Origin of the sequence: Salinisphaera orenii subsp. orenii MK-B5, from assembly GCF_003788635.1 — a bacterium.
Lineage (GTDB): Bacteria > Pseudomonadota > Gammaproteobacteria > Nevskiales > Salinisphaeraceae > Salinisphaera > Salinisphaera orenii.
On the sequence record NZ_AYKH01000022.1, the window covers coordinates 1 to 25,550 of the forward strand.

Consider the following 25,550-nt stretch of genomic DNA (forward strand, 5'->3'; position numbering starts at 1 on the left):
TGTGTGTCATGACTCCAGTATCCACAGACGGTGGGTCATTTCGTGACCCTACTGAGCTTTGTACATAATCAAGATCCGCGTATCCGACAGCGCATGGCAGCCGAAGACCGAAAATACCCGTTAACCTGTTCTCAACCGTCCGCGGAAACGGGGTAGAACCCTAAACAAAATGAGCAATTACTGCAAGAACTGCCGGTTCGATCATCGCAAGGCTACCGGCGAGAATGCCTGCCCGATAACAACGCTTTACTGGGACTTTCTAGACCGCAACATGAACGTGTTCGAGCACAACCATCGCATGGTCTTTCAGGTGAAGAACCTGGAAAAGAAGCGGGCCGACACCGACCTCATCACGGCGATACGCGAGCAGGCGCGCACGCTGCGCCAGCGGATTGCGGACGGCGAACGTATCTGATGCCAAGACCGCGAAATCGCCGGCTGTCGATAGACAGGAGCCAACCCCTTTTTAAAGGGGCTCCGGCTATCGAACGATCGAGCCCACGTACATCGGAAGCCGAACGAGCCGCGACCGCCGGTCAATCAGTTCACTCGAGCCATCGGCACTTCGACGGCGCGCAAAAGTGGGGCGCAAACTCCAACAGCAACGCTTTATGCCGATTCGTTGTACCGCCGTGCGGCTGACGCGGGTCGTGGGCATGCGCAAGCCGCACGTTGGAACACGCCGTACGATCCGTGACAAGCCTCGCCCACCGGTTATGTGCCGAAGCAACCACTCGGACTTTATGTCGCAGAGCTACGCGCGCGGTAATCAAGCGCGGCTGGACCATACGGCCCCCGGCCTCTGTACCGGGCGTCTCGGCTCGAGATGCCTCAGCCGCTTTTGGCTTTGGAAGGCCTCGCAGACTGCCGCTCGAGAATATCGAGCATCCGGGCAGCTTGCTTCGATCTCGAGAATGTGGGCGCAGCTGCCAGACCGGCATCACGCATCGTCTTAAGCCGAGGCCGGTCGGCTTCAAGCGCGACAATGGTCTCAGCCATAACGCTCGACGACTCTGGAGGAATCGTCACACCGGAACCAACGCGTCTCACAAGACCTGTTGCCTCGCCTTCCGGAACCGACACGACCATGGGCACGCCCATCGCCATACACTCGAATATCTTTGAAGGAAGTACGCTTTCAAAAACGGGGCTGTTGCGCAGAGGAACCAAGGCGACATCACACAAACTGTTCAGCTCAGGCATTGCCGACCTGGGCTGCCGGGGAAGAGACGTCGCTTGCTGGAGATTATCTTCTGCGATTCGCCGATCAACATCAGCCTTTGCCGCACCCGAACCAACGAACAGGAAAGCGACATCATTGCGCTCGCGGAGCAGGCGGACAGAGTCCAAGACGTGGTCAAGGGCGTGCGCCATTCCATGGGTGCCGAGATAGCCCACGACGAACTTGCCCTCCAGACCAAGCTTGGAACGCATTGAACTCGGGGCAGGAGCCGCACTGAACCGCTCCATATCAACCCCGTTTCGCACCACATGAATACGCTCCGCGGAAATCCCGCGCGCAATCAAATCATCCTTGAACGCTTGCGTGACAGCGATAATTGCCGTCGCTCGAGCGTAGAGAAACAGCTCCAATTTCTCGAGCAGCTTGATTGTCATGCTTTTTCGCATCGCACCAACGGCAACGATGGATGCGGGCCACAAATCGCGGAGTTCGAACACGAAGGGACGTCGTTTGAATACCGAGAGCAGCCAACCGCCCAGAGCAGCAAAAAACTGCGGCGACGTAGCAACGACGACGTCCGGCCTCCTTTCCAACAAGCCGCCGAAGAACCCGGTGACCATATACGACAGATAATCGATCGTTCGCAGGATGAACCCCTCGTTCGCACTTATATAAGTCTTCATGCGAACCACCCGAATGCCGTCCCACGTCTCCACCGTACGCCAGCGATTCGTGTATCCGTCGTAGAGCTTGCCCTCCGGAAAATTGGGCGCGCACGTGATAACCGTTACCTCGTGACCAGCTTTTACCCAATGGACGGCGTGTTCATAAATACGTGTGGCCGGCGCATTGGTCTCCGGCGGGAAATTATCGGACAAGAAAAGAATATGCATATTTAAAGTTTTTCTAATACTCCAGCTCTGCGCGTGTGCTCAAGCGCGCAGGTAACTCTCCGTGGTACTCGTAAACAAGTGATCGACTGGGCTCGGATACACCGAAACACGGATAGAAGTTCGCGTCAAGCACCCGGACGAAATCCGCCCCGGTGATCGTCAACATCAGAAACCCGACCTCGAGACGCAAGCGCACCAGGACGCGTTTATCCGCAGACCGCGCCACCGAAACGACCTCAACGCTCGGATGCAAGTACCACCGCCCAACAACGGTATGCCTGCCACGACCTGTGACCCGGTCCTCCACGGCCAGTACAGAATCCCGCAGCCATACATCACGACTATGACGCGGCCGACCACGCAACCGCGTAAAACCGTCGTGCCAGGCTCTGGCACCCCCTCTTTCCATACTCACGTCCAGATCGTGGACGCGAGCGCGTCGTGCCACGCGAAACCCCGACCACACCTCGGACGAATCCATCCCATCCACAGTGCATGTGTTATGAGCCGCCGTACTGCGCTGCCACTCACGTTCCGCGCCGCGGCCGTATACCGACGTACCACTATTAACCAATACACGCTGCCCCCCGAATGACGCTTCCACGCTGAGCGTGTCGGCGTGAGCATGGCCCGGGAGATAGTCGGGGCCTACAGGCCCGGCGTCGAAAAAGACTGCTGCTTGCTGATCGGATAACCGAACATAGCCGCTACTACACAACGCCTCGACAGGCTGCGGGCGAGCTTTCGCCAGTGGGATTCCCAGGCGAGCGCCGTAATCCACGATGGCCGCGGGCTCCGGGGCGATGCCGAAAGTCGCGTCATTGAAAAAGGGAATGCCGCCATCCGGATGCTGCATAACCGCAGCCCATTGCATCATCGCCGTCGCTGCTGCATTTAATGATGCCGGTCGATCAATGGCAAACGCGTTAAAAATATTGATTAAATCGACGCAGTCCTCGAGGACGATCAAGTGATACATCGGACTACGCTCGAAGTGCCCGCCGTCTTCGAGCACCTGCTCCGACAGCTCGCGCTCAAGAATTGCTACCCCTTTACGCAACCAAGTCTCAGCTTCTTCCCCCTGAAAATAAAGACCGGCGAAAATCAAAGCTTTTGCGTTGGCAAACAGATGATTACCCAGCAAATGGTATTCCAGCCGCCGACGCAACCACCGCGCTTGAACAGCGAGGCTATGCTCGGCCTCGGCAGGCAAATCGCCTCCACGCAGCGACCACTGGACCCAATTCACAATGCGCAACGACGTCGGGTAAGGGTCCCAGCCGATGCCTTCACCGGGTGGATTCTCCGCCACCCATCGCTGTAGTAACGCCTCGTGCCATGCGCGGCGTGAACCTGCCTCCGATGCGTTGAGATCATCGAAATAATGTAGGTTATACAGCCAAAGAGTATCGGAAGTTACATGATTCCAATCAGTCGCTTTAGAGACCGTTCGTGCGCAATTCAATAAGACAAACGTGTCCGCGCCGGTTAAGGAGACCGCTCGAGATGGAGGTTGAACGAAATCGACGCGGACTCGACGGCGTCTCGGTGCAGTACGCAAATCGACGTTCGGCCGGTACAGCCGAAACCAAAATCGACCGTAGATCTGGACCGGACGCAGGAAGCGAACGGTATGCGCAAAGTGTCTAAGCTTCAGCCCCACGGAACCCAGCACATTAACACGAGATAAGCGTTCAACAGCCCGCGCTGAGGCAAATGCAAAGGGTATAAAGTGGGCCGAGTTTCAGACCACATTATGCGACCCGAAAGACCACCGCGCTCCTGAACTATATCGTCCTATTAACCCCATCGCCTCAGCTTGCCCCCCGGCCGCAATGGATATCTAGCAACCAAGCAGCGAAAAACGTCAGCCTTTGCTAGCAAAAGCTCGGAAATTATTCATTTCTAAGCTAAGCCTCACGGTACAACACACCACTACAGAGATTCCAGTGGCACGCAAAAAAGTTGCTCATCATGATCTGTCGCAATTGGCGTGTACCACAGATTTCGCCCGTCCCCGGGCCCCGCCGGAAACAAGATCTGACCGTACTGAAAATACTTCTGACTCAAGCCATCCTTCGTATGAGTCACGAGCCGAGTCCAATCCGCACCGAGGCGGCTGACCCACAGTTCTGCGTCTTGGCTCCGGTTGACCCGACTGGGCTCTACTACGGTAGAGAAAGCCAACACATCCCCTACTTGACAACCGTAAAAAACGGGGCCGGCGACGGGTCGGAGACGCTCAACACGGGTGTCTTTGCGATGTATTCGATAAATGTAATTTTGCTCATCAGGGGCATCCGACCCGTAATATATGGCTGTGCTGGTGAATAGAAGCTGGACCGCACGAAACGCTTGTGATCCACCGGCTACTTTCTCCAACGACCGAAAACCGTCTGTCGTTTTCCAGATAGCCGATTCGTCATCGGTATCGCCGGTCGTTACCCATACTGCATCCGCAAAGCTATCCCAGAAGACGCCGTGCACATGGCGAACATTATCGAACCGCCAAACCGGCTCCCAGCCTTTGCCACCGATCCTGCGTGCCCAGATGTGCACTGGGGAGCGCTCGTCATTGCTGCGATATTCGCCGTAATAGATGCGATCATTCGCCTGACACAAGGCCAAAGGACGCGAACCGATAAGTGGCGCTCCACGCTCTAGCTGCCGCTGCCCGGCCTTTAGCGTAAAGAAGTGCTGATGCGCGATGGCGATCGCAGAGTTTTCACCTGTAACCGCCAAATGGTGAAAACCCACCCGCCCGAGCCGTCGCCCGAGCCGGTGCCCCACCAGTCTTTCCCGAAGCCCACGAGCCGGCAGTTTCGCTTGCCTCTGCCAAGTCGTACCGCTGTCAGAACTCCGGAGTAAAACCCGACCGCGAGCTGCCCACACCTCGGAGCGGTCAACGTATAAAATTCGGCCGCGGGTTACATGCGTCGTTTGGCTTGACAATTCGTCCAACTTCGATAGGTGCAATAAAGCGGTGTAACAGAGGTAATTATGGCCTTCAAGGCGTAAACCCACATACGCCGCAACAGAGGCAGCCGCCTAATTGCAAAGCTACTTTCATAGCCCCCTAGGCGGAAATGCTCGCCGCATACCTGCTCCACTAGCGCCACTTCCCAATCACGCAACTGCCCTCTCCATTTGCCTCGATTATTGCTCAAGAGCGGTCCGAGCGTTTCCTTCTTCCACTGCATCTCTCCCGGCGAAACCAAGCGCTGAGCCTCATGACCGAAATCCAGCATCGCATGCTCATAATCCAGCCCTAGAAAGGCACACAAACGTTGCAATTCACCAGAAGGGTTATCCAGCAGCTCCTCATAAATCAATTCGCAATAGTGGCCAAGCCGCATCCGCCGGCCACTGCCTCTCCCCAGCCGAAGTTGCACCCGGGCAGCAAACACATGCCAAAGAACCCCTCGCGTCGACGACCAATCTGCCTTTTTCTTCGACAGGAGCACATCACGCGGATCGCGCACTACGTGAATGATACGCACGCCCGGCAAAGCGACCGAGGCGGCCCCCAGCCATTCAATAGCCCTCGGATCTTTATCGCCGGAATACGGCTTTCCCATCTTTACCCGGTACAGCCGCAAAAAACTACGGTAAACGTCCACAGGTCTTGCACCATCACCCGCTGCGGCGACCAGCTCCGCCCCGGTTAGACCCACACGTTGCAGGCGGTCATCGTCATCCAGTGTCGCTACCCCGTGTCCATTGCGACAAGACCGAGCGAAATCCTTGCTAACGACCAGACGCCGTAAGAACGCGGTCTCGGGCGGCAATGCCAACGCCGAATGACTCCCCAGCATGCTATGAACCAAGGATGTCCCGGACCGGCCCACCCCGACAATAATGGTAATGGCTTCTGCACCGCTCTCGTCCGGTTTACTACAGCCCCGCTCCAAATTGGCCTCAGTCATCCACTGCCTGCTCCAAATGAGACTCCAATAGGCGCAGTTTTCCTCGAGCCGTCAGCGGGATACTTTCAACGACTTGCGCCCTGAATTCCACCTCGTCCTTGGTTTTATTATTGTAGGCAATTTCAATGGATTGCCGGTCCGCCTCCGTGAAGCCAGGTACCGGCATGATGCGGATAACGCATTTACCTGGCGTGTCCTCGTAGTACTGATACCGCCGAACGTTATCGAAAAATGACCCGTGCATATTCAATGCAGTAAGTGCGATCTTGCCGCCACCTTTAGAAACAACGGCCTCCTGCCTCCAGCGGCCCTGCACTTTATCCATCCTATCCCAATTTCGCCCACAAGCACACGCAGACGCGAGGCGAGTCGCAAAATCGCCGGTTCGATATCGGATCAAAGGTAGCGCATAGTTTTCCAGACCTGTGGCAACTATTTCGCCCTGGCTACCCTCTGCGTCGCGTAGGTCGCCATTATCATCGACAAGCTCAAGGACGCCATAGTCGGGGGCTATATGATAGGTGCTGCTCTGTGTGCACTCGCCAGCGAAGACCAACCCTTCTGAATGGCCGTACCAACTCGATACCCGAGTCTCGAATGCCGCTTCGATACGCTCGCGCTGCATCTGGGTACACGCTTCCGACGTCAAGAATACTGCACGTATGTCCGGTAGCCGTCCGGTAAGATCTTCGCGGAGCACAAAATCTGCCAATATGCTAATGGCAGAGGGATAGCCGTGCAGAAACTGCGGTTGATAGTCGATCAGCTTATCAACGTAAAGCGGCAGGTTGTCGGCCGTCATATGAAACGGCGAAAACCGCATTTCGTTATGGATCGGGTTGCGATACCAAAAGACGCCCGGCGGAAAATCAGGAAAGCTCACACCTCGAAAGGTCGCTTTCCTGAAGCGGCGTTTATACCCGGCCTGGGCCATGAACCGATGAATGTAGGCCATCTCGCGCGACTGCGATTGATTGTCCCAATACACATCAAGCTGATTGCCGCTCGTTCCGCCGGTCGTCACCTTGTACACATGAGTGCGGGCGAAATTGCGCGGCAGAAAGCGCTGTAGATCGGCCTGGACTGTCTCCTTGTCGATCAGCGGAAATGCTTTTAGCGCATCGAATGGTGGCAGACGCTCCACCTCGTTTTTCAAATATCGGTACGCCGGAATCTCCGCTGCCGCGAAACGCAGAAGGCGACCGAGTTGCTCCGACTGATACCGAACGATCTGCTCGCGACTCGCCGTATCAAACCAAGCCCCCGCGGAACACTCGGCGATAGGATGCCCACCCAGCCAATCAAACGGCACTGCCCCAACACAGTCCTGCATGCACAGGGGCGCATTTTCATAAACTCGGCGTTTAAGAGCGAAACTCATGTGCCCCTCTCTTCCTCCTGCCGCGCGGCCCATCCAATATCCTCTAAAAACCGTTTTGTCACACGCTCGGAATCGAATGCGCGGCCGCGGTCACGTGCACATTCACTCATACGCCGAAACGAGCTTTCCCCTATATCGCGAATCGCATCGACTAGCGCGGATACATCCCTTGGCTCGACCAAGCGCCCTTCAACACCATCGGTAATGATTTCCTGGATACCGCGCAAGCGGGTGGCAACCACCGGCAGTCCAACCTGCAGCGCCTCAATAATGGCGCCTGGATAGCCCTCTCTATAGCTAGGTAGCACCAAAACGTCGTGCTCGGCCAGCGCTGGCGAAATACCGGCAGCGGGAACATGCCCCATGTACGTAACGTTCGGATATCTCGACCAATCCATCTCGTCATATCGGTCATCGACGACCGCCCCGTAGATCGTAAGCGTGTAACGGAACCCAAGCTGTCGTGCCGCGGCCAACAGCTCGTCTATACCTTTTTCACGTCGAACATGCCCCACAAAAACAAGCCGCATTCGGTATTCACGCTTCGACGGTCGCGTGATTTGCGGTTGAGGTCGGGGATTCGGGAACCAAAAGGTGGCCACGTTATATGGCTGAAATTTCTCAACCAAGTATTGCGTTTCAAAAAAACATTGGTCGGCGTTCTTCAAAGCAAATCTAACTAATATTTGCCGAAACCAACCGAGTCTAGAAAATATATCATCAAAATTGCCGGCAAACTTACGGAGGCTCACCGGCTTTTGGAACAGGTTACAAAGCGCGACGACAACCGGCGCCATATAAACGAGATCATTCGTCTTAAGGTGCATCGACACGCACTTGGCGCTAATCAGCGAGGGAACAAACCGCGTCGCTACCGTAAGTGCGGCGACACTCATACTGGCGTAATTACGCTTATCGGTATCGATTACATTGTACGCGATATCGCAACGGGCCAATTCCTGCAGAAACAGCTCGAAAGACACCACCACCCCGCCCGCCGAGCCCACTTGAGGCCAACGAGGCCCAATGACCAACATGGATTGTCGACGTTTTTCAAACGAAAAAATGAGAGACCCCCAAGGACGCAATAAACATTACTTGTCGAATTCACCCGAGAAACGCAGCACTTGCTTACATAACGGCCCGAAATCAGCCAACATCAAGTTCTCCAGACATGATTCGAAAGGCCGATATATTTTGGCCCTGGAAAAGCCGTAATGCATAGGCTTTTACACTAAAGTTCCAAGATCCGAAACGACAGCCAGCTTCTTGTCACCTGACACTGTTCGCAGCTCACGCACCTCCTCCTCCAGGACATTGCCAAGAGGATCCATGATTTTTTCAGCGAGGTCTCGATTCTGCAAAGCAACGGTAATCAGTTGCATCCTAATATCATCAGATTTATCGAATTTCGAAATCTTCAGTTCGACGACCTTTTTAACCTGAATCGAGCTAAAAATCAGAACCTCAGGCGCAATCAATCCACGCCCGCCCCCTAGACACCTTGCTCTCTCGTGACGACCAGCGATAAATATAGAACGCTAAAAATCCAGACGAGAGTCGAGATGCTAACTATCCCGACCACAGCCGCAAGCACGGCAATGTGGCGGATTCCAACCGCGCCTTAGTCCCGCTTCCGCTGCGAGTAAAACAAACCCCAACCCGGCTATATTGGATGCTTATTCCGTGAACCCGGCCTATGAACACCTGTCAGATAGGACACTACATGCTAACGCACTCTTCGGGAAGCAACACCGCCATATACTGGTCAACGACATTATCGAGACAATAAGCGCGTGCACGTTTTTGCACATCCGGTGAGCGGGCGCTATTTAAGCTGTCAGCAATAGCACCAGCCAGCGCCCGCGAATCACCTACCGGCACCAGGCCGCCCCAGCGGCCATTATCCAATATTTCGCCTACGCCACCTGGACAGTCAGCCGCTACAACCTTCAGACCACAGGCCATTGCTTCGACGATCGCGTTCGGAAAGCCTTCCCACCTTGAGGGCAGCACAAAGACCGCGGCGCGGCGCATGTATTTATAGGGGTTGGATTCGAATCCAGGTAACGCTACGTCATCTTTTAGCCCATGCTCATTAATCCGGGCTTCTAACTCTTGCCGCAACTCCCCCTCACCGAGAATCACCAGCCGTGCTGGTTGTTGACGACGGACTAGCGCGAAGGCATCGATCAGACTTGCAAAACCCTTTTGATATGTTAAACGGCCGACACCCAGGATGACCGGTGGCTGATCGCTCGCGAACCAACTGTCTTCCATCGGCTCGTTGGCTTCTGCAAGTATCCGTTCGATAGGGACTGGATTGTTAATGATCCTAACCCGTTCGCTTTTCAAGCTAGTAACGTCAAGCAACTCGTCCGCCATCGTCTTATTTAGGGCCACGACGACATCAGCCAACGGAGCGACATGCTTTAAAACCCACGCGATGGCACGCGCCTTGAACGCTTCCTTGCGCCCAACGCCAAGATTCAGCATATTCGGCTGCCGAATAACAGTTCGTACCGGCACACGCGACATGGCTACCGCGCACAACGCAACGATATTGGCGTGTGACAGCGTTGCTAACAATGCCGAAGGTCGCTCTCGCCTAAGATAACGAACCAAACTTGGCAAGCTACTGAGAACCCGACGGCTTTTTAGGTCAACGATGCGGACAGTCGAAGGAATATTTGCCAAGTAGGGGCCGGTTGCGTTGACGAGCACGAGGTCCACAGTAAGACCGCGCGCCGCAAAGCCGCAGGCCAGGATGCTCATCACTCGCTCAGCGCCACCCCCATTAAGAGACGGCACGAACAACGCAATTCGGCAGTTCGGGGCGTTGTTTAATAGCCTAACCAACCTTTTGAGCTCTCTCAAGTTCAGTCACAGCAACCAAATAACAATTGCATTCGCGCGAATGATGAATTCGCATGTCATTACTATGGCCAGCCTTCGGGAAAATCCTATAATATCGCACTGCGAAGCCAAATAGGCGAGTGTCTCCGCGCCACGTCGGAGCGTCAGTCTGCTAGCAACCCGTGCAGAACTAAACGCGGATTGTACCGAAAGCACATCGCACTTATTGCATCTGAGATTAGAGACCGCCCGATTTCAACGAGTCGCACGTCAAATAATTGACTGATATGGAGCAACCGTAGAAAGTTGATAGAGCAAGAATACGATTGTATACGCAACCGCTGCCAAATACGGGATCATTCGCTTCGTACCATTAAAAAGAAGCATGAACGAAGGCAATATAGCGGTTATAGGAACCATGCAAAACAAACTATCAATTCTACTTCCGAGAATTCCATAATCGCTAAATAAATAGAACAAGCAAGTGCCGTAAATGAATGTCGGTACTAGCGTTTTATTATACGACCATACACGAGTCAACTCATCGTAAAAGTATATCATAGACAAGGAAACAACGATCCGAAGCAAACTCGATAAGCCATATATATTTAAATTCGTATCATAGTCACTACCGACATAAGTAAGCAGGCGACTGGATGGATCGACAATCCCAAGCAACAACGCCAAATGGGCGATATAGCCGCCTATCCCACCGGAAGCTGCAATGAAAGTAGATACCACCAACGCCGGCAGCATATAAATCTGTTTTGCGCCAAAGCGCACGAAATATATAACAGCACCTACAATCGCAGACAAATGGAAAAGCGTAGCGGCTAGAAGAGCTATCCCGAATTTAATCGGATTTCGCTCATATGCATAGATAATACTTACAAACAAAATGCTCGCGGCCATTGCACCGCGTATTTGCCCCATTTCTTTCCAGATCGCGGGAGTCGAAACATATATGAGCAAAGATAAAACAATATAAGGCGACAACTTGGCATAGCCATAGAACTTAACCAAAAGCGAAGCCAGAGCAAACAAAAAGACGAAAACAAAAAAGCCGCCGCCTACAGCTTGGATACCCAAAATAAACGCAAGAAATCCCGGCTCGTGCCCCTCAGACAAGCCTAACGATCTAGTTTGGTCAAATATCGCCCAATAATTGAAATAATCTACAGAGTCATAACGCAGACCGACAAACAACACGATTAAAGCAAACACAATAGGTGCCAACAGCTTTACCGGAGCACCTCTTAGAATCGAAAGAAATGACCCAACAATTGTAAGCAAATATAGACTAATGTAAGTCGTCATTTATAAACATCGATTGATTCAAACCTGCGCAGTGCAGTTAATTGCGCGCGCGATTCGCGGCTCTACCCTTCGCTAAAAGCGATAATTATTTAGAGGATTCTCTGCTTTGCGCGCAGTATTAAGCGACCAAATATGTAGCAAACTCCATGTTGCTCTTGTATTTTGGCCTGTTGTCACTGTTATTATTCGCCAGTGCGCAAAGTACAGGTTAACGAATCCCAGAGCAAAGTAGGCACTCCTCAATAAAGTCGCCCAACTTAGTCAGAGAAATACTTATATCTTGGACTCATGCTTAGCTTAGCGCCCCTTCTACAACGCAAAGCATCTCCAATGCTAATAAAAATATCCAAGCGGACTGCCTAGCTATTCGCTGGACTTATGACTTTTCATATTTAGGAGAATTTCGACAACCTAGCAGTAGGCGCCGTACCGACTGGAGCAGGCAGCTTCTGTCCACAGATATCAGACGAATCGACCGACCACCCGACAACTTAAACCGCATAGAGGTCGTCGCCAGGCGCTGAAATTTTCCGCTGTTCGATATACGTCCCTGTACTTATGCGGTCACAATGCCCACCTTCCAACGGAATGTCGCCCACAGCTGCGGACGCAAAGTAAAGCTCCTGCAACGCTTCATACTCCAACAACAACAACTTGTGGGAGCCCTGGTCCTGGAGGACCTGCACTACACACCCAACGCTGCGCCATCTTACTCAGCAACGCACTGGCTGGCTGACCAGCGTCGCCACCAGCAGACGATACCTGCACTCCGTAGCCCAAACGAAGCGCTACGTAGAAAAATCATACCCAGCGACTTTCGCTCTTATCAACTTCTATTGGAGGGATTCGCGGACCATCCCACCGTCGCACAAAAGCCAAGGTCTACGAGACCTCTACGAACAATCTAGACATGCTTACGTAATGCGCACTTTCTGTAACACATCATCTAGAATCGCATCCTGCGGCCACATCTGCCCTTCTTGCCATGTCAGGTCGCTTCGCCAGTGACCACTACATTGAAACACAGCGTTGGCAGAAAACGCGTAGCTCATTTCGACGATCAACGGTTGACGACTCTGCCTATCTCGCAAGAAATCAAAGGCAACGCAGTTTGCCCCAAGTCTATTAGCAGCATCGAATGCCAGCTTTATATAGGCGCTTTCAATTTTTTCCGCGGCATGATCGATAGACCCACTACCAGAGGCGCGAAAATCGTCGGGCCTGGTCATGCGCCTAAAGGCGAATGCTCTATCGCCAATAATAGTTACGCGGGTATCGTGGTCGTTATCAGGTATGAATTCCTGAAAATAGGCGTAGCCTCGCTCATTTTGCAGCTCCCGAACTTTTCGCAATTGGTTCTTGAATGTATTAGGGATGCGTTCGAATACGGCCTTCCAGTCGCGATTCCGATTATGCTTAGCAAACTTATTAACGATGTCCTGGTTAGCGCCGGCATGTGGCGAATAACCCCGCCCGAACATTCGGTTAATTTTACGCGTCGCCTCCCGCTTGTTACGCACAAGTGAGACATTTACCGATCCAGCGCCGGCCTTGAGTTTAAAGACCCAGGGGAATTCCGCCTGCTCTGCCCATTCCAGCGCCTTTTCCCGACGAAGGAATACATGCGTCCTGGGCGTCGGAATATTGAGAGCATCGAAGAGATACTTCTGCGCGATTTTGTTATCGAAATGCCAAAAATCTGCTGGTGAAGGAAATACCTCACATAGACCAGATATAGCCACCGACTGAATAATCGCATGCGCTGCTAACGTCGACCTGCGATCGCCCATCCGCGGATGGGCCAAAAGGGCAGTGACGTCTTCAGCGCGGAGCGTGTCGAAAAGTGCGTCGGAAAAAATATCAACCGCTAAGTACGGAATTCTTCGATCCTGACAAAACTCAATCCAGCGATCGGAAAAACTTCCTTTCCTCTCATGTATCGCGAGCTTCATTTATTGCCTCCGAAAAGAACTACCGCTGTAAGGATTGCGTTCGATAAGGCGTTGTAGCATGTCTAAATGCGTTTATCAGTATGTGAGCCTGATGAGAAGCGCGCCGCAACCCGAAGGCAACCGTAATCCTCACGAGCAGCCGATTCGAAAGCAGAGAATCGTCCTAGCCGTGATTTTCATGTGAACCAGTACATCCGAATAACCCGAACAACCACTCGACACTCGATTGGCCCCAGACTAACCGTGCTCCTTCGGTATATGGAACAAAACCGCGATCACCAATATCCTAGGATTATTCACCCGAAAATCTACCGCGTTACAGATCTAACGACGTACGTTGACTTTTCATTATCAACACCAGCGCGCTAGGGCCAGGCAAGGCGCAGCCAGATCTTGGATCGTCCGATAAGGTTAGTACAGACATTATCTCGGCCGGCTCCGAACGGGGGCGGCTACGATCAGCAACAATAAGCTGATCAACGCAATGCGCTATGAACCGCTGACGAAACCGCGAATTCCTTTGCGTTCGTGAGAACTTTAACTCAATATAGCGCCTGAATCCGATCGACGCTTATTAAAAGCTTACCGTCGGTTGGCCAACAAGCCGAGAGCACTACAATCCACGCCGAGGCGAGTGCGCACCATGCACGACAAAGCGCCCCCCGAAATCAACACAGTGCAGGCGGTAGCGAGAGCTGCCCCTTCCATACCAAAAAGGGGAATCAACACTAAATTCAGAATTATATTAGAACAAGCTACCAGCCCCATCACTTTTGCCGTTAAATGCTCGTGGCCGCTCATCTCTAGTAAAACGTTAGGTATACCGCAGCCGGCACGAACGAGCTGCGCGCAAACTAAAATAACCAAAGCGGGATATCCCACAACGTATTCGGACCCAAAAACGAACTGCAACATAGCTTTTCCAAGCAATACGACAACTATCGTCACCAAGATAGCAAGCGAAAAGCCAATGCGACCTGAAACGGTAGCCAACCGCTGAATTGTTTTTGTTTCATTGCCCGCGTAAAGTTTTGCGAAATAAGGCCTTGCCACCATGTCTATAATTTTAGACCCAAACATTGCAAGAATTGCGCCTTTTGCTGCTATACTGTAAACGCCTACATCTTGAGCTGTACGGAACCAACCCAGCATTACTATATCGGTCTGAGTATTAATAAATAGCAAACCGGAGATAAACGCGAACGGTAGTGCGCTCTTAAGCCAACGTCGCGATTCGTAAACAGGTCTTGAACAGTCATCAACCAAGGCTTGCGGCCGCTCGCGTTTTAGTAGCCACGCCCCAATAGCGAACGCGATGGCGGCAGCCAGCACGTTGAAGGCCATGGCATAATCAGCCCGCACAGGATGCTGAATATATGCACCATAAATTAGAACAATTATTATTAATAATGCCGGCCGAATAATTTGGCTTGGCAGTTGACCTTGTACTACTTTGCGCAGTCCTCGCAACGCAGCGCCACGCAAGCTTTCCAATGCAACCAGTGGCACAAACGCGGCCCCCCAAACAAAGGCAGCTAATTCTACGTTGCGGAAGGAGCCCGCAAACAACCATGCTAGCGAGCCGGCTGTTATAGCCAGCAGCAAAGAGAAGGCGCTAGCGGTCAAACCCGCCCACCTCCAAACTCCTCGCAGTCGCCCCCAATCACGCTCAGCTTCCGCCTTGGCCGTTTCGCGCACAACCAGGGCAGGCAAGCCCAGTTGTGCAGGAATCGCGATTAATGACACCAGAGCGAGAACGTACGAATAGACACCGTATCCTTCTACCCCTAAATGACGGGCAAGAACAATTGCCATGACAAAAACAAGAGCGATGTTAGCCACCCGCACGCAGATGCTACCGACGCCTCCCCGCACTAGCTGAGATCGGAGTCCATTTTTTTCGCCAACAAGACTTTTAAGCAAACCCCATTTCACTAGAAACCTAACGTTTCGGTTGTTTAGACGTTGACAGGTTCACTGACGCTTGACGCTTTGAGCCTGTGTATGCATGCAACTGGAAGAGTCTCCGCTTGTGAACTAAATAGTATTTCAATATATCTAGCTCGCACTTGAGTTCCAACCAATAAAGCGGCCTCTGGTTCTCCTGATGACTCCATCGTCATTCATGCGCTCGCTCAACTAGCACGTTCGGAAGCTTTCGCATCGCCCTTTCAACTGACTCAACTACGCCGGGCATGAAGAACACAATGCTAGCTGTTCCAAAAGCGGCGTCACTAGCTCTTCCTTATCGGCTCCTGTCTCTTGCTTAAATCATCTAGTGAGAGATTATCTATTTCTTCCAACACGGGTGCGTCGAAGTATTTGGTGTCGGCGCGGTTTCTGTTTACCGGAGGATTTTCACGCACATAATGCCAACACGCCCTATCGCTATTGAGCCCAGCAAAACTAAGTATTTTAAGGAGTACACGCTCTGGATCGTTAACGAAATCCTCATACTGTACTTCTAGATAGGGAGGCTTGAACTCCAAAAGCTCATGCTTCGTCACTTGTTCTATTTTCTTAATTTGCAGGGCAGTCAGCAACTCTGGCCTCGTTGCTTGCGCTGCGGCCCAACATTTTTCGCCGCGCGACCACGCGCCATGCCACCAGAGGCCGCGGCTCCCGCGTGTATGCCAAAACCCAACATTAAGAAAAGAGGATATCGTCGGAATCAATGAGCGAGTCACTAGGACAAATCGAGCCTGCGGGAACAGACTAAGAAGATAACCAATACGTGATGGGCCGGTGATTTTACACGACCACCTACTTTTGCCCTGAAGCCGCGTCATTTCAGAAAAATATTTCAATGCAAATTCGCGCGACGCGTCTCCTCCCCGTCTACCTAATAAGAAATCAGTCGAAAAATCGATATCCGACGGCGTGACGTAAGACCACATTGGGTACGCTTCAGAGGGATTCCAAAGCACCCTGTTTAGCATGCCGACCGAATTCAATTGCTTCTTCTGCCCCGCCAACCGATAGGCCCTGTTATCAAACAGCATACGAAGTCGATTGACGGCCGCAATGCTTGGAAATTTACTATTATATTGTGATGGGTAAGCTAACTGGCAGTGCCGCATAATGGTCTCCGATATAATCGAAGTTCCTGTACGGCCGGCGCCTATAAATATCAATGGACTGCTTACCGAATCGTGCTGCATTCTCAACTACCCACTAGACGTTAGGCGAATATTTTCTTGCATGCGCAAGTTTTGCCGAACATCAGCAATTTTTAATGTAACGAAAGCACGGTTTGATTTATATGTTGGTTTTTTATTGAACGTCGGCGCTTAGTGACGATGACCAGCGCCACAGGCCAAGGTTGCGGTCAGCGCATAGGGCAGACGCCAGGTGGCCACTAGTCGTCCTCAAACGTTGTAACAGGCATCCGTCGCTAGCGCGGCACAGCCAGTGACCTGTGATGCCAATACCAGTGTTGGCCGCACTGAGGCCGACGGCGCCCGCTGTTACGCCTTGAACCTCCATCCGGCAGATGCGAACACTCTCCACACTGGTACTCAGTTCAAGAATGACCATGTCTATCAGCCAGGGGATAATCTGCATGCGGGCCATTAACTAGAGTGACAGGCCGCCACACTATCGACCTTGTCCAGAAAGTTCTGACTCTGGAAATCAAGGGAGCAGAGGTGGCAGCGTGCTAGCTCCTGTCGGCTAAAAGTTCAAGGTTATTTCTTATACTCGTATTGATAATAGCTGTATCCCCCAGCGTAGCTGGCGTGCTTCTTCTGATAGGCGTTGAATACGACCCCCGCCACCTTATGATCGCGGCTCGTAAGGCGTTTTGCGGTTTCTTCCAGTTCGGCCATTGGATGCCGGCCGGCGGCAGCTACCATGAACGTAACGACGCCGGGTAATGACGCTCTGATGATGGCCGCATCCGTAACCGCGAGCACCGGCGGTGCATCCACCAGCACGATGTCGAACCGCTTTTTCAGGCGCTCGAGCAACTGCGGGAATGTCTTGCGCATGAGCATCTCGGAAGGGTTCGGGGGCAACTGCCCCGTAGTCAAAACGCTGAACTCGAGATCCTCGGACGTGCGTAGCGCATCGTCCAATTCGACCTGGCCCGTCAGAACCTGGGACAGGCCCGGGGCGCGTTGCCGGTCCTTGAAGAACTCGTGTATCCGCCCCTTGCGCAGGTCGGCGTCGACAACCACGACGCTCTGGCCGACCTCTGCTAGCAAATAGGCCAGGTTCACACTGACGAACGACTTGCCGATGCCCGGCGTTGGGCCGGTCATGAGGATGACGTTGCTGTCGGCCTCCGTCTGGGCGAAATACAGGCTGGTGCGCATACTGCGCAAGGCCTCAACGGCAATTTCCTCGGGATTATCGCGAGCAAGCAAAGGCAGGGGCTGGCGCCTTCTACGGGACCGTGCCGACTGCTGCTCCAGCCAATTGCTGAAAGGCACGACGGCGTATACCGACAGGCCGAGGCGGTTCTCGATCGCCTTCGGGTCGTCCACGCCGCGGCGAATCGCGGCCTGTACGAAAACGAAGGCCACGCCGAGCAGGCCGCCCAGTATGATCGCCAGCATCAGAACGAGCGCTGTTCGTGGGCTGACGGATCTCATGGGCTGTACGGCTTGGTCGACGATACGGACGTTGCCGACCGTGCCCGCCTTGATCACCCTGAGTTGCTGCGCGCGGTTGAGCAGGGCGGTGTAGAGCTGGGTATTGACCTCGACGTCCCGACGCAGGCCGAACATTTCTTTCTGGGCGCCGGGCAGGCTGCCGATGCGCTCGTCCAGCTGCTGCTTTTCCTGCGCCAGTTGCTCCATCTGGTCGCGTGCGGCCTGGAGCGCCGGATGCTGTCCGGTATAGGTCTGACGCAACTCGGCGATCTTGAGCTCAAGCTGCGAGCGTTTATCCTCGATCGCCACCATCTGGTCAAGCAGCGCCTGGCCTTCCTTGCCCAGATCGATGGTGTCGTTTTTCTCCTGATACTGGGTGAGCCTGGATTCGGCCGCTTCCAGCTCGGCCTTGAGCTCCGGCATCTGTTTATCGAGAAACTCAAGGCTCTTTTCCGCTTCCGCGGAGCGCGCTTCGACATTCTGGCGCAGATAGTTGTTCGCCACTGAGTTGACGATATTCGCTATTCGGGCTTTATCCTTGCCTTCCAGGCTGATGCGCACGATGCCGCTTTCATCGCCCTCCTCGACCACGCGGAGCTTGTCCTGCAGTTCTCCAACCACGGAGAGCGCGGCGCGACGGGTCACGTTGAAATCCGTCGGCGGATTGCTGACCGCGATGTCGCTGACGAACACACCGACGGCCGCGCCCGTCGATGTCTCGCCTTCGGCCACTTCGCCGACGGACCCTTTCAGGATCCTGTCGCCTTCCGGGCCGAACAACAGATACTGGCCGCCGCCCAGCGCACGCAAGGTGAATGCCTCGCCCAGGAGGTCATCCGGTACGTTCATCCGCTCCACAGTCGCGTGTACGGGTTGCCAGGCATAGCGCCCGAACCATGATTCGGCGTCCGGCGGAACGGCGCTCGAGGCGAGCGGGCCGAGCTTGCGGCGCTCGGCCACGGCCTGGCCGATTACGGGGAAATAGGCCGGTGCGCTCACCGTTTCCAGCCCGAGACCCTCGACCGTATCGCCCAGCACCGTGCGCGACTTGATGATCGGGATTTCGGATTCGGCCAGGCTCGTACCCTTGCCCGCAAGCTGCTTGAGATCGTTGGTCACCCCCTGCAGCGGTTGCGAGCCCTCGTCTTCTATCTTGAGCAGTGCGTCGGTCTGATACGTGGGTTGCACCACAAACAGATAGAACACGGCGCACAGCAAGGCGGCAACGACAAACGCGACGATCTTCCAACGCCCGCCCCACAGCAGTCCCCAAAGCCGTGCGAGATCGATCTCGTCATCCCGCCCCACGGCGTTCGATTGACTGGGGTCTGTGCCCCCCTGATGCGATTCGGTCATTGGATGTATCGGTTATGACTGATTGTTGGCGTTGCTCGACCACCCCCAGCGCGGGGCAACCGGGAACAGGATATTCGGCCAGAGCGTGGGCTGTGCCAATGCGCGGTTGGCGCTCCGAAGAGAGACAGCAGTTCAACCACGACATCCCGCAGCTGGAACTGGAACAGCATGGCCGGCAACGGCCTACTCACCGAACCGGCATCGGGTTTGCAGACGCAAGCCTGAAGGTTATCGGCGCATCCTGTTCCAACTTGAGGGTATATTGCTCGCGCCTACCCGCCGGATCGCTTGAAAACGAGCCGGCAATGGGCCTGAGGATCGGCTCGCGGCCGATTTGCGTGCTCGGCGCGCCACCGTCGTTACCGGCCAGCCCGCTGCCGCCCGCGAACAGAACCCCGGCTCGCGCGTCCGCGCAACGGGACGGATCACCCGGCGACACGCCTGCCCTGAAGACAAGCCCAACGGTCAAAGTCGCGGCGTACGTTATTGGCGCTGCGCGTGGCACGGCGGCCACGGGCTTCGCTGCTTCACTCGTCACAGTGCCTCCCCCGGAAGCGATGTCGCCACGCGGCCTCGTCCCGCGTGACGATCTTGGAGGCGAGTGCTTGCTACACCTCCAAGAAGCTGGCGCACAGTATACCCCACACTTGGCCCATCTGTCCCAAAATTTTTGTATGGCGTTAAGCGCTTCCGCGATCCTACCAGCGCTTCGACCAGCACCCATTGGTAACGCCCCTGTCCTCGACGGCCTCCGTTACCGGCCGATGCGCGGCTCGAACGGCTTCGCCGATGCTCCGGTGGATCGACGGACCGCTCCATCACGCAACTCGGGCCTGCGACGCGTTTTCCATGTCGCCGGCTCTTGTCTCATCGCTACATGAATCGTGCGACCGAGTGCCCTGCCGCCCGCCGCGGGGTGAGAACCAGGCATATGTATTGAACAGCGGCGCCGCAGCTCCGGGCATCGACGAAGAGCACCCCCTTTGACAGACCGCCCCTCGTCATCGTCACGCCGACAGGCTTTTGTGTACTTCGGCGACCGCGCGTAGGCGGCTGGCGCCTCTGCGGATACATGGCGTCCGCCTGAGCCCTATCGTTCCCGCATGCATGATCGAGCCCGGCGCTACCGTTACCTTACCCCGGGCGTTCACAGGCACTTGCCGGTGGCCTCGCCGCATTTCGTCGTCCCGTGGCCGCGAATTCGATATCGCTACGGGCTTGTTCCGAGACCACGACGCCCGTTGTCGGGCCGCTTGCTGCCGTGCCGTATTCTCGACCGACCGGGCCCGGCGACGACACGATGCGATGAGCGCCCGATCGGCTGACCGCCGCAGGGACACGCGGTGTGGTATCGGTACGGATCCATACCGATCAAGCGCGGATCGTTCCACGCGCCGATCTCGCGATCGAGCTGAACGCCGAATTGTCAGGCCCTGTCAGCCAAGCCGTTCGGCGCACCATGAACGTGTCCGGTCGGTTATAACGAGCCGACGGCCGGCCTGTCATCCGCATGCCCGGCGCACGCGTACACGGCCCACTTCGCACACGCATTGATAGGCGAACTTCGATGAAAAAACGCGCAATCGTATGGTTTCGGCGTGATCTGCGGCTGGCCGACAATCCGGCTCTGTGCGCCGCGCTCGACGGCGATTTCGATACCGTTGTCCCTGTATTCATCGAAGCCCCCGACGAGCTCGGCGACGAGGCCCCGGGCGGCGCGCAACGCGTATGGCAGCACTTCTCGCTGGCCGCACTCGCGGCCGATCTGGAGGCCCTGGGCTCGCGCCTGATCATTCGCCGGGGGCCGAGCGCCGACGCGCTCGATCGGCTCATCGAGGAAAGCGGCGCCACGGCGGTCTACTGGAACCGGCTCTACGATCCGCACACGATCGAACGGGACAAGCGCGTCAAGGCCCATCTGGACGACCAGAGCATCGAGACCGCGAGCTTTCCCGCGCATCTGCTCTACGAACCCTGGACGGTCTCGACGCGGCAGAATGCCCCCTACAAGGTCTTCACCCCCTTCTGGAAAGCCGTGCGGGACCGGCCGGTCGCCACGCCGCTGGCCGCGCCGTCCGAACTGCCGGCGGTCTGGGACCGCATCGGCTCGGAATCGCTCGACGCGCTCGGCCTGTTGCCCGACATCCGCTGGGACGAAGGCATTCGCGAAGCCTGGACGCCCGGCGAGGCCGGCGCGCACGATCGGCTCGACCACTTCGTGGACGATGTCCTCGGGCGTTACGCCACCGACCGCGATCGGCCGGCGGTCCTCGGCACCTCGTATCTGTCGCCGCATCTGCACTGGGGCGAGATCGGGCCGCGCCAGGTCGTGCATCGCGTCGAGGAATGGCTGGCCGAACACGGCCGGGACGGGGATCGCGCGGACGCGAATACGTTTCTGAGCGAGATCGGCTGGCGCGAGTTCGCCCACCACGTGCTCTATCACTTCCCGGAGACGCCCGAGCGACCGCTGGATACGCGGTTCGAGTCGTTCCCCTGGTCGGGCGACGACGAGGGCCTGGCGCGCTGGCAGCGCGGCACCACCGGCATACCGATGGTGGACGCCGGCATGCGCGAACTCTGGGCGACCGGCTATATGCACAATCGCCTGCGGATGACCGTGGCGTCCTTTCTGACCAAGAACCTGCGCGTGGCCTGGCAGCATGGCGAGCGCTGGTTCTGGGACACGCTGGTGGACGCCGATCTGGCGAACAACACGCTCGGCTGGCAGTGGGCCGCCGGCTGCGGCGCGGATGCGGCGCCCTTCTTCCGCATCTTCAACCCCGCCCGTCAGGGCGAGCGCTTCGACCCCGACGGCCACTATGTGCGCCGCTGGGTGCCGGAGCTGGCGAACCTCGACGCGAAGCATATCCACGCGCCGTGGGCCGCACCGGGCAAGGCGCTGGCGGATGCCGGCGTGGTACTCGGCGACACGTATCCGGAGCCCATCGTGGACCTGAAGGCCTCGCGGCGCGAAGCGCTGGCGGCGTTCGATCAGGTCAAGAAGTAGCCGATCATTCCGGCCACAAACCCGGAACGCCGCTCAAAAAAAAAGGCTCCGTGAGGAGCCTTCAACTGCGTTCCCGTGCTTGTTGTTTTTGGTCGCCACCTAAGGTGGACATCGCGGGAAGCTCATCTTTTAACCGGCCTGCGCCGGTTCCTCCGAAAGGCCTCGCCTGTTGATCGGTCGAGAGCCACAGCGCCCTTGTTGTTCTTTGTGCTGCAGTATCGTTTTTAGCACGCCCCGACGGGACCGTCAATTAACCGACGCCCCAGCCCGCCGCCCGGATCAGACCTGGAGCAGTGTATTCCGATAGTAGGACAGCTCCTCGATCGAGTCGCGGATGTCGTCCATGGCCAGGTGACTGGACTGCTTGGTATAGCCCGAGGCGACCTCCGGCGCCCAGCGCCGCGCGAGCTCCTTGAGCGTGCTGACGTCGATATGCCGGTAATGGAAGTAGGCCTCCAGCTTCGGCATGTAGAGCGCGAGAAAACGGCGGTCCTGGCAGATGCTGTTGCCGCACATCGGCGAGGCCTGCGCGGGCACGTGCTCGGCCAGAAAGGCCAGCGTCCGCGCCTCGGCCGCGGCCTCGTCGATGTCGCTGTCGCGCACTCGCTCGACCAGCCCGGAGCCGGTGTGCTGACGGGTGTTCCAGGCGTCCATGCCGGCCAGACGATGCTCCGGCTGATGAACGGCCATGACCGGGCCTTCGGCGAGCACCTGCAGGTTCTTGTCGGTCACCATCGTGGCGATCTCGATGATCCGGTCCTCCGTGGGGCTCAGGCCCGTCATCTCGAGATCGATCCAGATGAGATTGTCGTCGGCGTAACTCATGGCATTGCTTCGTGGATGAGGCCGCATTGTGCGACGCCGCGGCCGATCGCGCAAAAGCGCGACGACTGTTAATACCGTCGCGTACGGGTGTTATCGTCGAGTGGTCATTTACCTACAGGACACCGCCATGACCGAACTAGCCGAGCGCCATTGCGCGCCCTGCGAAGGCGGCACCCAGCCCATGAACGCATCCGATGTGTCGGAGCGGCTTGGCCAGCTCTCCGACCGCTGGACGAGCGATGGCGACGCGAAGATCGTGGGGCAGTTCAAGTTCAAGAACTACTATCACACGCAGGCCTTCGTGAACGCCGTGGCCTATATCGCGCACTGCGAGGACCACCATCCGGACATCACGTTCGGTTATAACCAGTGCACGATCGAACTCACCACGCACGCCATCAACGGCCTGTCCGACAACGACTTCATCAGTGCGGCCAAGATCGACCGGCTGGTCGACTAGGCTTCGCATGGTGGCGCGCATGCGTTGAAATGCGGCTACCGACGCCGTTCGCGGTAACCGATGGCCCGGCTCTTGTAAGCCAATTAGGGCAAGGCCCGGATCGCCCGGCGTGGCCCGCCCGTCCGGTCGTCGGATAGTGATGACGGCGTGAACCGTATTAGCCGAACAGCCGCGCACTGCGTTGGTATTCAAGCCCCGTTGACGCAGCGGTTGAAACGCGTAGTGCCGACGGCTGTCCGGCGTACCGCGCCGGTGCGGCCAGCCTGCTCGAGAGCCGCAAACGCGGCTCGATTTGTGGCTACATCCCGTCGGTGCTGCGCGTCGCAGTAAACGGGCGGTATCGGCGCTGTTCCGGGTGCGCTTCTTTCCAGCCACCTTTCTGGGCAAGCAAGGTAGCCCGCGCATCCGCACAAGACACTTGCTTGAACGAAGCCGGTCTCTGTCACGCTATCGAACGCCCTCAGCAGACGCCTTGCCTGTAGAGCCGAGCGTCATAGGTGATCTCAAAAATCTGCAGGCGCTCCCGAAGGTCAGAGTCGGCCGCACCGATAGGGCGCGGATTTCCCACCTCCTCGCGTATTATTGATGTTCACAGGTCACATACCTTCAACATCATGACCGCCGATCCTTCCCTCGAGCCCATAAAGCGGTTTCTTGCGGCCCAGCCCGATATCCGCCTGGGTATGGTGTTCGGCTCCGTGACCCATGACCGGGCGAGGACAGATAGCGATCTGGACATCGCGCTACTCGGGGATCACGCGCTGGCTAGCGAACGCCGCGCAGAGCTTATAGCGGCGCTGGCTCGCTTGTACGGACGGCCTGTTGATCTCATCGATCTCAAAACCGCCGGTATCCCGATCGCACGCAGCGCCGTGCTGGATGGCCAGGTGCTCTATAGCCGCAACAGTGGGGACTATCCGGCGCAGGTCACTCGGCTACTCATCGACAGCGCCGATTTTTTACCCTACCGCGACCGCCTGCTCAAGGAACGACGCGACGCATGGATCGGATGATACTGGCCGAAAAACTGGAGTCGTTACGCAAGTGCGTGCGTCGCCTGGAAGAAAAACGCGCTGCGAGTATCGCCGAACTCCGCGCCGATCAGGACCGTCAAGACATATTGACGCTGAACCTCACACGGGCGGTGCAACTCTGTGTCGATATGGCGACGCATATGCTGACGACCACCGAAGAGCCGGCCCCAGCCACGATGGGCGAAGCGTTCGACGGCCTGGCGCACCTCGGATTGATCGATTCGACACTGCAAACGCAACTCAAGGCCGCAGTCGGCTTTCGCAACGTCGCGATCCACAACTATCAGTAGATCGACCTGAATATCGTTCACGCGAGCACCTGGCATCACCTCGACGATTTCCAGGCATTGGCGCGTGTCGTCAAGCAACGCCTCGACGAAGCTTGAGAGCTCCGGGCAAAAATGGCCGCCGTCGTGCGGCACGAAGTTGGCTTCGAGATTCAATGGCGTCTACCGCGTTTCTACCCAAAAGCCCGGAGCCATATATCAGCTTTTCCGTCGGCTTACGGCCTTTGGCCTAAGCCGGCCTACGTAGCTAAGCGTTCCGTAGGTCCATAGCTCCGTAGGTCGGATTAGCCGACGGCGTCATACGACGGGCCGAAGCCGCGACCATCCGGGCATCTGCAGATCGCACCGAGCCTGGCGGGCGTTTCCGTCGGCTTACGGCCTGTGGCCTAAGCCGACCTACGTGGCTGAGCGTTCCGTAGGTCCATAGCTCCGTAGGTCGGATTAGCCGACGGCGTCATACGACGGGCCGAAGCCG

19 protein-coding genes are annotated in these 25,550 nt (G+C 56.1%); 5 read left to right on the plus strand and 14 right to left on the minus strand.

Annotated elements, in window-relative coordinates:
- Positions 1-169 precede the first annotated feature (169 nt).
- Positions 170-415 (plus strand): hypothetical protein, encoded by a 246-nt coding sequence (locus tag SAOR_RS10510; RefSeq protein ID WP_185015644.1) that lies wholly within the window; start codon positions 170-172, stop codon positions 413-415.
- 416 nt (positions 416-831) lie between these two features.
- Here SAOR_RS10510 and SAOR_RS10515 read toward each other — a convergent pair whose 3' ends face one another.
- From SAOR_RS10515 to SAOR_RS10570, 13 genes are all read right to left on the minus strand, one after another.
- Positions 832-2,076: a glycosyltransferase family 4 protein gene (locus tag SAOR_RS10515; protein ID WP_123631387.1), complete on the minus strand. Its 1,245-nt coding sequence runs from the start codon at positions 2,074-2,076 to the stop codon at positions 832-834.
- Positions 2,077-2,089: 13 nt separating this feature from the next.
- Complete coding sequence (locus SAOR_RS10520; RefSeq protein WP_221179957.1) at positions 2,090-3,388, minus strand: heparinase II/III family protein; 1,299 nt, start codon at positions 3,386-3,388, stop codon at positions 2,090-2,092.
- A gap of 623 nt (positions 3,389-4,011) precedes the next feature.
- A complete protein-coding gene (locus SAOR_RS10525; protein ID WP_123631389.1) occupies positions 4,012-4,833 on the minus strand; it encodes a beta propeller repeat protein in 822 nt (273 codons plus the stop codon).
- A gap of 170 nt (positions 4,834-5,003) precedes the next feature.
- On the minus strand, positions 5,004-6,002 hold the full coding sequence (locus tag SAOR_RS10530) for a sulfotransferase family protein (RefSeq protein ID WP_123631390.1): 999 nt from the start codon (positions 6,000-6,002) through the stop codon (positions 5,004-5,006).
- Positions 5,995-7,383: a phenylacetate--CoA ligase family protein gene (locus SAOR_RS10535; RefSeq protein ID WP_123631391.1), complete on the minus strand. Its 1,389-nt coding sequence runs from the start codon at positions 7,381-7,383 to the stop codon at positions 5,995-5,997. Before SAOR_RS10535 ends, SAOR_RS10530 begins: the two co-directional genes overlap by 8 nt.
- Positions 7,380-8,420 carry a glycosyltransferase gene (locus SAOR_RS10540; RefSeq protein WP_123631392.1) on the minus strand — a complete coding sequence of 347 codons (1,041 nt, stop codon included), beginning with the start codon at positions 8,418-8,420 and terminating at the stop codon, positions 7,380-7,382. The genes SAOR_RS10535 and SAOR_RS10540 overlap by 4 nt, the downstream gene beginning before the upstream one ends.
- Positions 8,421-8,612: 192 nt before the next feature.
- Positions 8,613-8,768, minus strand: a complete 156-nt coding sequence (locus SAOR_RS16820; RefSeq protein WP_185015645.1) for a hypothetical protein — start codon at positions 8,766-8,768, stop codon at positions 8,613-8,615.
- Between the two features lie 337 nt (positions 8,769-9,105).
- Complete coding sequence (locus SAOR_RS10545; protein ID WP_281273439.1) at positions 9,106-10,194, minus strand: glycosyltransferase; 1,089 nt, start codon at positions 10,192-10,194, stop codon at positions 9,106-9,108.
- 315 nt (positions 10,195-10,509) lie between these two features.
- Positions 10,510-11,556 carry an EpsG family protein gene (locus SAOR_RS10550; RefSeq protein ID WP_123631394.1) on the minus strand — a complete coding sequence of 349 codons (1,047 nt, stop codon included), beginning with the start codon at positions 11,554-11,556 and terminating at the stop codon, positions 10,510-10,512.
- Between the two features lie 914 nt (positions 11,557-12,470).
- Complete coding sequence (locus SAOR_RS10555; protein WP_123631395.1) at positions 12,471-13,508, minus strand: ATP-grasp domain-containing protein; 1,038 nt, start codon at positions 13,506-13,508, stop codon at positions 12,471-12,473.
- 582 nt (positions 13,509-14,090) lie between these two features.
- A complete protein-coding gene (locus tag SAOR_RS10560; RefSeq protein WP_123631396.1) occupies positions 14,091-15,443 on the minus strand; it encodes an oligosaccharide flippase family protein in 1,353 nt (450 codons plus the stop codon).
- A gap of 299 nt (positions 15,444-15,742) precedes the next feature.
- A complete protein-coding gene (locus SAOR_RS10565) occupies positions 15,743-16,669 on the minus strand; it encodes a sulfotransferase (RefSeq protein WP_123631397.1) in 927 nt (308 codons plus the stop codon).
- Positions 16,670-17,194: 525 nt separating this feature from the next.
- On the minus strand, positions 17,195-19,459 hold the full coding sequence (locus tag SAOR_RS10570) for a polysaccharide biosynthesis tyrosine autokinase (protein WP_123631398.1): 2,265 nt from the start codon (positions 19,457-19,459) through the stop codon (positions 17,195-17,197).
- A 1,567-nt stretch (positions 19,460-21,026) separates the two neighbouring features.
- On the opposite strand from SAOR_RS10570, the gene SAOR_RS10575 reads away from it, so the two are divergent.
- On the plus strand, positions 21,027-22,469 hold the full coding sequence (locus tag SAOR_RS10575) for a cryptochrome/photolyase family protein (protein WP_123631399.1): 1,443 nt from the start codon (positions 21,027-21,029) through the stop codon (positions 22,467-22,469).
- A gap of 279 nt (positions 22,470-22,748) precedes the next feature.
- On the opposite strand, the gene orn is transcribed toward SAOR_RS10575, so the two are convergent.
- Positions 22,749-23,294, minus strand: a complete 546-nt coding sequence (orn, locus tag SAOR_RS10580; protein WP_123631400.1) for an oligoribonuclease — start codon at positions 23,292-23,294, stop codon at positions 22,749-22,751.
- 127 nt (positions 23,295-23,421) lie between these two features.
- Between orn and SAOR_RS10585 the strand changes: the two genes are divergently transcribed.
- The 3 genes from SAOR_RS10585 (at position 23,422) to hepT (ending at position 25,078) form a co-directional block, all read left to right on the plus strand.
- The gene (locus tag SAOR_RS10585; protein ID WP_123631401.1) at positions 23,422-23,754 is read left to right on the plus strand and encodes a 4a-hydroxytetrahydrobiopterin dehydratase; all 333 of its coding nucleotides are present in this window, start codon (positions 23,422-23,424) and stop codon (positions 23,752-23,754) included.
- A 614-nt stretch (positions 23,755-24,368) separates the two neighbouring features.
- Positions 24,369-24,767 carry a type VII toxin-antitoxin system MntA family adenylyltransferase antitoxin gene (mntA, locus tag SAOR_RS10590; protein WP_123631402.1) on the plus strand — a complete coding sequence of 133 codons (399 nt, stop codon included), beginning with the start codon at positions 24,369-24,371 and terminating at the stop codon, positions 24,765-24,767.
- Entirely contained in the window at positions 24,764-25,078 is a 315-nt protein-coding gene (hepT, locus tag SAOR_RS17325; protein ID WP_342782582.1) for a type VII toxin-antitoxin system HepT family RNase toxin, read from the plus strand. The genes mntA and hepT overlap by 4 nt, the downstream gene beginning before the upstream one ends.
- The last annotated feature ends 472 nt before the right edge of the window (positions 25,079-25,550 follow it).